Genomic DNA, 12,391 nt, shown 5'->3' with positions numbered 1-12,391 from the left:
TATGTCTAAACACACCACATTGCCGACACATTTTGCTACCTTCGAGCAGGGCTACCCCGCCCTTTGCTCAAAATTGGGCTACACCTTTAACGACCCCAATTTGCTCAGACGTGCCTTAACACACCGCTCGTATGACCCCAAGATGAGCTATGAGCGTTTGGAGTTTTTGGGTGATGCTCTTTTGGGGGCGGTGATTGCCGAGGCATTGTTTACCTTTTTTCCCCGTCATGACGAGGGTAAGCTGACCCGTATGCGTGCCACATTGGTACGCCAAGAGACCCTTGTGCAGATTGCCGAGAAGTTGGAGTTGTCATCTCATCTGATACTGGGCGTGGGCGAGCGTAAAGGTGGTGGGCGACACCGTGCTAGTATTTTAGCTGATGCGGTGGAGGCGATTTTGGCGTCCGTGTATTTAGACAGTGGCGATATTGAGCGAGTGAAAGGCTTGGTTAAATGCTGGTATGAGACCTTGATTACCGAAGTGGGCGAAGAAAAAGTGCTAAAAGACGCCAAGTCCCGCCTGCAAGAATGGCTTCAAGGCAATAAACTGCCCCTGCCGACTTATACGCTTATGGATACCATTGGCAACGCCCCCAATCAAACCTTTGTGGTGAAATGTACTGTGGCTGTGGCGGACTGCACGCCCATTACCGAGACGGGCGAGAGCAGACGTATTGCCGAGCAAAAATGTGCCGAACGCATGATAAATCAGCTCAATAAATTGGAAAAACCTAAGGCGTTATAAAGCATATTGTAAATTTTGAACCGTAGGGGCGAATCATATTCGCCCAAAAATCAAGACGTTATCACAGGGCAAATGTAATTCGCCCCTACAAATCCACAACCCTAAAACAACCCAAATCACCACCCATTTTTAATCATTCGTATTTTAAATTCCCAAACCAACCCACATTTACAAATACCATTTGCCCCGCCTGTGTTGTCGTTATATAATGACAGCATTGCCCTTATTTTTACAATTTAGGAAAACCATGACAAACGCACACGACCAAAACCAGACCAATAACGAAAATACCATTTCCGCCTTTTTCAATGACAATCCCACGCCTGTGATTTCTGATGACTTTAAAGCAGGGTTTGTGGCGATTGTCGGTCGCCCCAACGTGGGCAAATCCACGCTCATGAACCATTTGCTTGGGCAAAAATTATCCATTACCAGCCGTAAACCGCAGACCACACGTCATCGCATTCATGGCATTTTGACCAACGACACTTGCCAAATGGTGTTTGTGGACACCCCCGGCATTCACACCAAAGAAGTTAAAGCAATCAACGAGCGTATGAACAAAACTGCCGTGTCCGCCTTGTCAGACGTGGATTTGGTGCTGTTTGTGGTGGACAGTGTCCAGTGGCGAGAAGACGACCTTTTGACCCTTGAAAAACTGTCAGCGACCAATCTGCCTGTGGTGCTTGTCATCAACAAAGCTGATACTATTAAGGATAAATCCAAACTTTTGCCACTCATCGGCGAATACCAAGAAAGTTTTGATTTTGCCGACATTGTGCCTGTGTCCGCCTTGCGTGGGCATAACTTAGATAGGCTTATGGACGTGATTGCAGGCTTTTTGCCGACCCGTCCGCCGATTTTTGACCCCGAGCAGATTACCGACCGCAGTGAGCGGTTTTTGGCGAGCGAGATTATCCGTGAAAAAATCATGCGAGCGTCTGGCGATGAAGTGCCGTATGATTTGACCGTGCAAATTGACACTTTCAAAGACGAACCTGCTCACAAAGACCCCGAAACAGGCAAATGGCGAAAAGCCTGTACCTTTATTGATGCCACCATTTTTGTGGAGCGGGCAGGGCAAAAAACCATTGTCATCGGCGACAAAGGCTCACGCATTAAGCAAGTCGGCATAGAAGCTCGCCAAGACATGGAAAAGCTGTTTGATAAGAAAATCATGCTCACCTTATGGGTCAAAGTCAAAAAAGGGTGGAGCGATGATGAGCGGGCGTTAAATAGTTTGGGGTATTAAATTGGGCTTTTAAAATTTGCCAATGTGGGGGCGAATTGCAATTCGCCCTTGATAAATCCATCACTGATACAAAGTTGAGAATAGGGCAAGCCCCTTTATTTTGATACATGCCATTTTACGACACCATTTAACAAGGAAGACATTCATCATAAGGAAAACCCATGTTTCACACCCTAAAACATGCTTGGGCAAAGCACCGCCTACCTGCTAATTCCCCTTATCTGCCCCTATACGAACCGCACCCTGATGAGCTAGTGAGTTTTGATTGTGAGACCACCAGCCTAAACGTCAAAGAAGCCCATATCATCTCCATCGGGGCGGTTAAGATTCGGGGTAATCGCATTTTAACCGATGAGTCTTTTTATGTGCTGGTCAAGCCTGACGGTATCATGACAGCAACCAACGTTACCATTCATGGTTTGCGACCTAAGGATTTAAAAGACGGACTGGACACCGAAACGGCGATACGGCAGTTTTTGGACTTTGTCGGTGGGCGGACTCTTGTGGGCTATTTTTTGGAATATGATGTGGCAATGGTCAATAAATTTTTAAAACCGATGGCAGGAATAACCCTACCCCAAAAACAAATAGAAATATCAAGGATTTACCACGCCCAAGAAACCCGCCATAAATATTATGATGCCGAGATTGACCTAAAAATGGCAACGATGGTAAACGCCCTAGGCATTCCCGACCTGCCACGCCATGATGCTTTAAATGACGCCATCAACGTAGCGATGATGTATTTGGCTTTGAGGCATCGCAGAGTTTGATGATAACCATTCTTTTTATTAACAAAAAAATTTTTGTATAGACTATTGCAATTGCTCACAGTTGTGCTATTCTAAATCAAGGTGCAAGAAAACACCTGTAATTTGCAAGGAAGCAATGAATTATTCAAGGGAGAAAACCCACCAAAATCTGCTTTCTTTGCTTTTTTACCAACTTTGGAGAAAGCAATGTCAGAAACTTCAAATAACACTCACACCCCAACAAACACCCCGCCCGCAGATGCCCAAGGCTATTGGCGTGCCAACGTGCGTATCATCATCGGCTGTTTGGTCGTTTGGGCGGTCGTATCGCTCGGTTTTGCCATTATCCTACGTCCTGCCTTGATGGGTATTAGCTTTATGGGGACGGATTTGGGGCTGTGGTTCGGTCAGCAAGGGGCAATTTTGACCTTTGTCGCCTTGATTTTCTTTTATGCGTGGCGAATGAATAAATTGGACAAACAATATGGCGTTGAGGAGGACTAAGGATGAGTCAATTTGCCATTAACTTGATTTTTGTGGGGCTGTCCTTTGCCCTGTATTTTGGGATTGCCATTTGGGCAAGAGCAGGCTCAACGAAGGAATTTTATGTCGCAGGCGGTGGTGTTCACCCTGTTGTAAACGGCATGGCGACAGGGGCGGACTGGATGAGTGCCGCATCCTTTATCTCCATGGCGGGCATGATTGCGATGGGCGGTTATGCAGCGTCCGCTTATCTCATGGGTTGGACGGGTGGATTTGTACTGCTTGCTCTGCTACTTGCTCCGTATTTGCGTAAATTTGGTAAATTTACCGTGCCTGACTTTATCGGCGACCGCTTTTACTCAAAACCTGCTCGCTTGATTGCGGTGGTCTGCCTTATCCTAGCATGTACCACTTATGTCATCGGACAGATGACAGGGGCGGGCGTGGCGTTCTCTCGCTTTTTGGAAGTGGATAAAAACACAGGGCTTATCATCGCTGCCATTGTCGTGCTGTTTTATGCGGTACTTGGCGGTATGAAAGGCATTACCTACACGCAAGTGGCTCAGTATGTCGTTTTGATGATTGCCTATATCATTCCTGCGATTTTTATCTCTTTAAACATTACAGGTAACCCTATTCCTGCTCTTGGTATGTTTGGCACGGTAGAAGGTGGCGAAACCATGCTTGCCAAGCTCGATGGGCTGATTACCGACCTAGGTTTTGCCGCTTATACTGCCGATGTGCCTGATAAGCTCAATATGTTCTTATTGACCTTGTCGCTTATGATTGGTACGGCAGGTTTGCCCCACGTTATTATCCGCTTTTTTACGGTAAATAAAGTCTCGGACGCTCGCTCATCAGCAGGTTGGACGCTGGTATTTATCGCACTGCTATACACCGCTGCCCCTGCTGTAGGTACGATGTCTCGCATGAATTTGGTGGATACTGTATATCCAAATGGCACGCAGTCTGCCCCCATTGAGTACGAAGCTCGCCCTGAGTGGATGAAAAACTGGGAACAAACAGGTCTTTTAAAATTTGAAGACAAAAATAATGATGGCAAAATTGACTACTATAATGACAAGTCAAAAGATGAAGCCTTCCTTGCTGCTGCCGAATCCAAGGGCTTAAAAGGTAATGAGCTTGACGTAAACAATGACATCATGGTGCTTGCCAACCCTGAGATTGCCAACTTACCACCATGGGTCATCGGTCTGATTGCCGCAGGGGGTATCGCTGCTGCTTTATCTACCGCCGCAGGTCTACTGCTTGCCATCTCGTCTGCCATCTCGCACGACCTTATCAAGATGGTTATCAAGCCTGATATTAGTGATAAAGGCGAACTTAATGTCGCTCGTGCCTCGATGATTGTGGCGATTGCGATTGCAACATGGCTTGGCATGAATCCCCCTGGTTTTGCCGCCCAGACGGTTGCCCTTGCCTTTGGTATTGCAGGTTCGTCCTTGTTCCCTGCTCTCATGATGGGTATTTTCTCAAAACGCATCAACGACAAAGGAGTGGTGGCAGGCATGCTGGCAGGTCTTATCGTAACGTGCGTGTACATTTTCCTATTCAAAGGCTGGTTCTTTATCCCTGGTACTAATATGCTTGCCGATGACGCATCAGGTTGGATTATGGGGATTAGCCCACTAGGCTTTGGTCCAATCGGGGCATTGATTAACTTTGTGGTTGCCTTTGCTGTGTCGTACATGACCGCACCGCCATCACAAGAGATTCAAGACTTGGTTGAAAGCGTGCGTTATCCAAAAGGAGCGGGTGCTGCTGTTGACCACTAATCGGCTCTCATCAAAAACTGCTTAAAATCTCGGTTTTAGGCAGTTTTTATATGGATTTGATTTATAATGATAAAAATTTGGGTGTTGTTCAATACGGTAATGTTGAGTTTAGACACTGTGTGTAACTCTATTTTTTAAAATATATTTTAAGGAAAAGACATGATGTTTTGGGACATTACGGCAATGATTTTTGCAGGCTTTTTATTTGCAGGGCTTGCCATGCCGATTAAGATTTTTTATAAAAAAACGCCAAAATGGTTCATTCCTGCCATGGCAGGGCTTGGCATGATGAGTTATCAGGTGTACAGCGAATACCAATGGTTTGGCGATACCAGTGCCAAACTGCCAGACGGGAGCGTGGTGGTGGCAAGCGTGCCAAAGACGACTTGGTTTCGTCCGTGGTCGTATGCTAAGCCCCAAGTTTTTCAATTTGTGGTGTTAGATACCGCCAATGTTGTCAGCCTTGATGAGACAACCAAACAAGCCCAGGTGTATTTTTTTGAAAGGCGATTGCCTGCCCAAAAATTGGACGTACTATTTGACTGTCAAAAGGGCGTGCAAAGTTATGTGATAAATCGGGATTTTAGCCGTCTTAATTGGCAAAAATTGGACTATACCGATAAGGCGGTGGGGCTGGTGTGTCGCTAGGTTGGGCGGAACAGGAAGAAAGGGAAAGAAAAAAAGGGTATTGTTAATTAACTATACCTTTGGGTGGATTTGTAGGGGCAAATCACATTTGCCCTGTGATAACGTATTGATTTTTGGGCGAATATAATTCGCCCCTACACGTTCAATTTTAAAATATATCTTTATTGAACAATACCGAAAAAAGTAAAAGCGGTCTTGATTTTACTGATAAATCCGTGTCTAAATAACTTGCCATTAAGACACGGATGTTAAATTAGGAAGTATTCATTGTGATAAGGGCTTGGCAAAATCCAGTCCCTTTCCATCATCAAATCACGGTGTTTCGGCAGGCATGGACGTATCAGCCACAGGCACATCTAGGCGTAGTTGGTCACGGGCTTCTTGTTGGGCATGATAACCTAATGCCAAGCTCGTGCAGAAAAATATGGTGGCAAGGATGGCGGTGGTGCGAGTTAGAAAGTTTGCCGAACCTGCCGCCCCAAACACCGTGCCTGCCGCTCCAGAGCCAAAACTTGCCCCAGCATCCGCCCCTTTGCCGTGCTGAATGAGTATGAGACCTGATAAGGCAATGGCGACAATGATATGAATGGCTAAGATAAATGTAAACATGGTGTTCTCGTTATTTTGATTGGCTAAATGCGTGGATAATGGCGGTAAAGCTGTCGGTTTTCAAGGACGCTCCGCCCACCAACGCTCCATCGATGACATCCGATTTGGCAAATTCGGGGGCGTTTTTGTCGTTCACGCTACCGCCATATAAAATGGGGGTGGTCATACCAAATGTAGCTAATTCGTCTTTGATAAAGCGGTGTGTTTTTTCAATTTCATCAAAGGTTGGGGTTAGTCCCGTGCCGATTGCCCAAACAGGCTCATAAGCAATGATAAGTTTGGCAGCATCGGTATCTGCTTGATTTACAAACGCCTTTAAAATGGCTAATTGGTTTTTTAAAATCCCAAACGTCTCGCCACGCTCATACTCGTCTTTGGTTTCGCCAATGCAGTAGATGACCGATAAGCCGTGAGCAAAAGCGTGGGCGACTTTGGCGGATAAAACCTCATCGGTCTCGCCATGATATTGACGGCGTTCGGAATGTCCCACAAGGGTAAAAGTTGCCCCAATATCCGCCACTTGGCAAGCTGACACATCGCCTGTAAACGCCCCTGTCTTAGCCGTCTTATGGGCGATGTCTTGCACGCCGAGCAGGATGCCGTCCGCCAAAACTGATTTGACAGCTGATAAATGCACAAGGCTCGGCACCACGCCCACAGTACAGCCATCATTGGCAGGCAGGCTTGTGGCAAGGGCGGCCGCGTCTGATGCGGTGGCAGGGTTTAACTTCCAGTTGCCGATGACGTATTTTTGGCTCATGGGATTTCCTTTGGCTCTATTGTAATTTTAACCTAGCAACATATTATAGCAAACATTCCCCAAAAAATCAGCACACAAATGATGGGCGGTATTATTGGCGGTGTTTCTCCCGATAATCCCAAAACTTTGCCCTTTGAGTAAAATTTTATGCTAAAAGCACAGCAAATTTTTTATTTTTGGAGTAAAATAAGCAAAAATATATGCAATTTTCACGCCAATTTTCATCTGATGACACATTTCTTTTAAAATTTGTCGCTCATTTGATTTTAATAAACATTGGCAAATGATTTAGGAAAATATTATGTCCGCTCCGAATTTTGGTGGTTTGGCACACATTTTGGTGTCAAATGGCTTGGTTGCCCCCGAAGCCATGACCAAGGCTCTGACTGAAGCCCAGCAGCAAAGCATGGCGATTGTGCCATATTTGGTAGAAAACAGAGTTGCCCCTGCAAATAAGATTGCCAGTCTGCTTGCTCATGAATTTGGCGACCCATTATTTGACCTAAATGCACTGTCTCCTGATGCGGTCAATAAAGAGCTGGTTGATGAAAAAATCGTCAATCAGTATGGGGCATTGCCACTCTTTAAACGGGGTAATAAACTTTTTGTGGGTTTGTCCGACCCCACCCGCTTAGATGCCATTGATGCCATCTCCTTTAACGCCAAGCTGACCGTTGAAACCATCGTTGTCGAAGAAGACAAGCTCAAAAAGATGATTGAGGATGTCTACTCAGGCGGTGGCGGACTGGGCGACCTAGGCGATGTCGATCTGTCAGGGGACTTTGATGGTGGGTCAGGTGATGAAGACGATGAGGGTACTGACGTCAATTCAGGCGGTGGTGAAGATGCCCCTGTTGTTAAGTTTGTCAATAAAATGCTCCTTGACGCCATTCGTATGGGGGCGTCGGATTTGCACTTTGAGCCATATGAGAAATCTTACCGTGTGCGTTTTCGTGTGGATGGGGTGTTGCAGATTATCAGCCGTCCGCCCATTCAACTTGCCGGTAAAATCGCCGCTCGTCTTAAAGTCATGTCACAAATGGACATCTCCGAACGCCGAGCCCCCCAGGATGGTCGTATTAAGCTAAAAATCTCCAAAACAAAAGCCATCGACTTTCGTGTGAACTCCTGTCCGACACTCTTTGGTGAGAAGCTCGTACTGCGTATTCTCGACCCGTCATCAGCGATGCTTGGTATTGATGCACTCGGCTATGAGCCTGACCAAAAAGAGCTGTTCTTAGAAGCTCTTGATAAACCTCAAGGCATGCTACTTATCACAGGCCCGACAGGTTCGGGTAAAACGGTATCGCTCTATACTGGTCTTAACATCCTAAACACGCCCGAGACCAACATCTCTACCGCCGAAGACCCTGTGGAGATTAACTTGGAAGGGATTAACCAAGTAAACGTCAACCCCAAAGTGGGTCTCACGTTCGCCTCCGCCCTAAAAGCATTCCTACGTCAAGACCCTGACATCGTCATGGTCGGTGAGATTCGTGATTTGGAGACTGCCGAGATTGCCATTAAAGCCGCCCAAACGGGACACATGGTTTTATCCACCCTGCACACCAACTCTGCCCCCGAGACCTTGACCCGTCTACGCAACATGGGTGTGGCATCATTTAACATCGCAACCTCAGTAAACCTAGTAATCGCTCAGCGTCTGGCTCGCCGTCTGTGCAAAAACTGCAAAAAGCCAACCAACGTACCCAAGCAGAGCCTGCTAGAAATGGGCTTTACCGAAGAAGATCTTGCCAACCCTGATAACGTCATCTATGAGCCAGTAGGCTGTTCTGAATGTCGTGAAGGCTACAAGGGACGTGTGGGTATCTATGAAGTCATGAAAATCTACCCAAGCATTTCACGGATTATCATGGAAGACGGCAACGCCATTCAAATCAAAGACGAGGCAATGAAGTACGGTTTTCGTGATTTGAGACGTTCAGGTATTATGAAAGTACTGCAGGGTACAACCAGTATCCAAGAGATGTATCGGGTAACTTCTGAATAATATCGCTTAAATAATCAAAGCCCTTGTATATTCAAGGGCTTTGATTGTTGGGTTGTTTTTGATATTTGTCTTTACTTGACACTAAACGCTGACGGTGTACGTCCAAAAAACTGCTTAAATGCCTTACTAAAGCATTCAGGATTATCATACCTTGCCAAATACGCCGCACCACCTACACTCTCGCCACGCCTTAGAGCGTTGAGTGCCACATAAAGGCGGTATTCCCTGCTATATTTGATGACCGACACGCCAAAGATGTTTTGAAACTCCTTTTGTAATGTTGTACGGTTTGTCAGGCATTGTTTGGCAAGCATATCAATACTCGGTATTTGTTCGCAGTGCTGTAATAATTGTCCTGCTTGAATGATTCGATGATGATACTGATAAGAATAATTGTCCTGACATACCTGCTTAAAAACTTGTTTTGTCAATAAATGGTATTGTTAATTGAGTATACTTTTCTAGAAAGCCGTTCGTGGTGAGCTTGTCGAACCATAACGGTTTTCCTAGACTTCGACAAGCTCAGTCCGAACGGAAAACCTTAAAATCTATCTTTATTTAACAATACCCAATAAATTAATCAGCTTTTTTGGAGTGGTTTTGTGGATGTGATAATGGGTAATGATTTGACTTAACAGCCCTGCCGTTGCATTCATGTCAATAGTAAAAGGCATTAAATGAGCATTTCTAAACATTTTGATAATCATCGGAGAGATGCCTAAATTCTCCAAATAATAATAATTGCAAAAAATCACAAGCTCGCTTTGCCTGCCCTGCACAAAACATTTATCGCCCAATGTCTTTTGGTTGATGGGAAATAACAAACCCTGCCCTTGTGCCTGATAAATATGCCAATACTCGCCGTCTCCCCCATCAAACCGTAAATGTGTCTGCCCATCCAAGGTAAATACCAGTCGCACACCTGGTTCAAAATAATCCCAAGCTGTCGTATATGTAGGTGCAAGCGTATCAACATGGGTTATTTTTAAGCAAATATGCACGTCAATCACGTCCGTGATGAGCCGAATGTGCTGACAATTCGCCTGATGCTCGTGGGGATTTATGGTGATGCTCATTGGTTAAAAAATTGCTTTTTATTCGGTTGGGTGTGTTGCGATTGTGTTAAAATTTTATTAATTATCATTTATATTATTATTTTTGTCAAGAATTAGGAGTTAAAATGCAAAACTTTTCAACCTATCCTTTGCCAAAATTACACCCCTTAGCCCTTGCTGTACTCGGTGTTTTGGCGTATCCTACGGCATTTGCTAACACTGATGATAATGTTGGCGAACCGCACGTTACTCTTGCACCAGAAACCATTATTATTCAAAGAAACGGGGCAAGGTACAGCTATATCCGCCCTTATGATGAAATTACCGCCCTAAAAACAGATGCGTATCTAGATACCACGCCTCAATCTATCAACGTGGTAACACGCCGTCATCTGGATGAGCGAGAGCCGATTGACGTGGCAGAGACACTTGCCTATACCAGTGGTGTGCAAGGGGGTTATCGTGGTGAGAATGGCAATATTGAAATGACGGTGCGTGGCATTGGTAACAAGCATGACGGTGGTGGGTCAGCCTTGCTTGTGGATGGCATGAGCTATGCCACTTCTCTTGAAATGAACCCCTATCTTATCGATAGTATTGACGTACTAAAAGGCGGTATCTCTGCTCTATATGGCAAATCTTCCCCTGGTGGCGTGGTTAATATTAACCTAAAAAAGGCAAGTGGTAGTAATGAGAAAGAGATTGCCCTAAAAGTAGGGGCAAATAACCGTACCGAGCTTGGCATTGATATCGACAACAAATTAAATGATAAGGTGGACTATCGTTTGATTGGGGCGGTTAAAAAACTAGAATGGCAAGCAGGCGATGCTAAGCAAGAAAGCCATGCCTTATCTTCATCTATCAATTGGGCAATCAGCGACAAAGCCAATTTGCAAGTGTTTGCCTTACATGAAAATCAGCCCAAAGCGGGCGACCGTAATTTTCTGGTGGCGCAAGGTTTATTAACCCCTGTCAATGGCAAATACATACCCTATGACTTTTTTGGTTCTGACCCCAATTTTCACGACATCAGAACCAAACAAACCCAGCTTGGCTATCAGTTTGATTATGATGTTAATGATAATTTAAGATTCAGCCAAAAAACCCGTTATGGCAAATATAGCGACATTCTAAAATCCGTCATCGTTTGGTATCCTGATAGCAACAACCCCAGTACTCTGGTGCGCAAGGCTCGAATGTGGGATTATTCACATACCTCTTTTCAGACAGATAATTCTGTGAATTTCAAGCTTAATACAGGTGGTCTATCGCACAGCATGATGGCGGGTGTGGATTATACTGATATTGACCGTGATGAAACAACTCATCTTGGTGATGCCCCGAGCATTGACTGGCAAGCTCCTATTTATGGTGTTAATATTGCTCCGCCTGCCCTTCGTACCAAAAGCAAGCAAGAAAATCGCCAAATTGGAGTGTACGCCCAAAATGAAATGGCATTTGATAAGTGGCATTTTTTGGTAGGGGGTCGTTATGACAAATCAAAAACAAGCGAGCTAAACCTGCTTAATAATCAATTCACAAGCCAAAAAGACAGTAAATTTACATGGCGAGCAGGGGCATTGTATGCTTTTGATAACGGTGTGTCGCCCTATATCAGTTATGGCACGTCTTTTGTCCCTGCCATCGGTACAGACGCAAATGGCAACGCCCTAAAACCAACCACGTCCACCCAGGCCGAACTTGGCGTAAAATACCAAATCACGCCACGGGTACTTTTGACAGGGTCGCTATTTGACATCAAACAGCAAAATCTTGTGCAGTTTGACCGTGCCACTCGTAGCAATAAACAAATTGGCGAAGTGCAAACATTGGGGGCTGAGATTGAGTTACAAGGCGACATCACACCAAATTGGGGGCTAAGTGGCAGCTACACTTATCTTGACAAAACCATCAAAAGAGATACTGACCCTAGCAATGTTGGCAAAACCCATTGGAATGTACCAAAACACAACTACTCACTATGGACGGACTATCGTTTTTCTGGCACTTTGGACGGTCTAAGCGTAGGCGTGGGCATGCGTCATCAAGACAAAACTTATGACCGCACTAACACACTGACTGTACCTAGCTACACACTTTGGGATTTAAAAGTTGGCTATCGCCCGGCAGTACTATTCCCACGACTAAAAGGCATAACCCTACAACTCAATGTCCAAAATGTTGGCGACAAGCATTATGTGGCATCTTGTAGTAATGCCGATTCATGCTTTTATGGCAAAGAACGCCAAATCATCGGTTCGGTGAGTTATCGTTGGTAAT

12 protein-coding genes are annotated in these 12,391 nt (G+C 45.3%); 8 read left to right on the top strand and 4 right to left on the bottom strand.

All coding sequences use genetic code 11. The features are described 5' to 3' along the window. Position 1: 1 nt before the first annotated feature. The 6 genes from rnc (at position 2) to DX073_RS06195 (ending at position 5,676) form a co-directional block, all read left to right on the top strand. Complete coding sequence (gene rnc, locus DX073_RS06220) at positions 2–745, top strand: ribonuclease III (RefSeq protein WP_115006693.1); 744 nt, start codon at positions 2–4, stop codon at positions 743–745. Positions 746–992: 247 nt separating this feature from the next. Then, complete coding sequence (era, locus tag DX073_RS06215; protein ID WP_115006692.1) at positions 993–1,997, top strand: GTPase Era; 1,005 nt, start codon at positions 993–995, stop codon at positions 1,995–1,997. Between the two features lie 161 nt (positions 1,998–2,158). Continuing rightward, positions 2,159–2,770 carry a 3'-5' exonuclease gene (locus DX073_RS06210; RefSeq protein ID WP_115006691.1) on the top strand — a complete coding sequence of 204 codons (612 nt, stop codon included), beginning with the start codon at positions 2,159–2,161 and terminating at the stop codon, positions 2,768–2,770. 186 nt (positions 2,771–2,956) lie between these two features. Beyond that, positions 2,957–3,253: a DUF4212 domain-containing protein gene (locus DX073_RS06205; protein ID WP_115006690.1), complete on the top strand. Its 297-nt coding sequence runs from the start codon at positions 2,957–2,959 to the stop codon at positions 3,251–3,253. A 2-nt stretch (positions 3,254–3,255) separates the two neighbouring features. Further along, complete coding sequence (locus tag DX073_RS06200; protein WP_115006689.1) at positions 3,256–5,028, top strand: sodium:solute symporter family protein; 1,773 nt, start codon at positions 3,256–3,258, stop codon at positions 5,026–5,028. A 159-nt stretch (positions 5,029–5,187) separates the two neighbouring features. Continuing rightward, a complete protein-coding gene (locus DX073_RS06195; RefSeq protein WP_115006688.1) occupies positions 5,188–5,676 on the top strand; it encodes a hypothetical protein in 489 nt (162 codons plus the stop codon). Positions 5,677–5,988: 312 nt separating this feature from the next. Here the strand turns inward: DX073_RS06195 and secG are convergent, their stop codons facing one another. Continuing rightward, positions 5,989–6,285 carry a preprotein translocase subunit SecG gene (gene secG / locus DX073_RS06190; protein ID WP_115006687.1) on the bottom strand — a complete coding sequence of 99 codons (297 nt, stop codon included), beginning with the start codon at positions 6,283–6,285 and terminating at the stop codon, positions 5,989–5,991. A 10-nt stretch (positions 6,286–6,295) separates the two neighbouring features. After that, complete coding sequence (gene tpiA / locus DX073_RS06185; protein WP_115006686.1) at positions 6,296–7,045, bottom strand: triose-phosphate isomerase; 750 nt, start codon at positions 7,043–7,045, stop codon at positions 6,296–6,298. A gap of 301 nt (positions 7,046–7,346) precedes the next feature. On the opposite strand from tpiA, the gene pilB reads away from it, so the two are divergent. Further along, complete coding sequence (gene pilB / locus DX073_RS06180) at positions 7,347–9,056, top strand: type IV-A pilus assembly ATPase PilB (RefSeq protein ID WP_115006685.1); 1,710 nt, start codon at positions 7,347–7,349, stop codon at positions 9,054–9,056. Between the two features lie 71 nt (positions 9,057–9,127). Here pilB and DX073_RS06175 read toward each other — a convergent pair whose 3' ends face one another. Both DX073_RS06175 and DX073_RS06170 read right to left on the bottom strand, forming a co-directional pair. Next, a complete protein-coding gene (locus DX073_RS06175; RefSeq protein WP_147279688.1) occupies positions 9,128–9,487 on the bottom strand; it encodes a helix-turn-helix transcriptional regulator in 360 nt (119 codons plus the stop codon). Between the two features lie 123 nt (positions 9,488–9,610). Further along, positions 9,611–10,132: a hypothetical protein gene (locus tag DX073_RS06170; RefSeq protein WP_115006683.1), complete on the bottom strand. Its 522-nt coding sequence runs from the start codon at positions 10,130–10,132 to the stop codon at positions 9,611–9,613. Positions 10,133–10,236: 104 nt separating this feature from the next. Here DX073_RS06170 and DX073_RS06165 point away from each other — a divergent pair, with 104 nt between their 5' ends. Next, complete coding sequence (locus tag DX073_RS06165; RefSeq protein WP_115006682.1) at positions 10,237–12,390, top strand: TonB-dependent siderophore receptor; 2,154 nt, start codon at positions 10,237–10,239, stop codon at positions 12,388–12,390. Position 12,391: the final 1 nt, after the last annotated feature.

The organism is Moraxella lacunata, from assembly GCF_900453205.1.
Lineage (GTDB): Bacteria > Pseudomonadota > Gammaproteobacteria > Pseudomonadales > Moraxellaceae > Moraxella > Moraxella lacunata_B.
The sequence above is the reverse complement of the archived record's forward strand: the minus strand, read 5'-3'. Positions and strand labels throughout refer to the sequence as shown.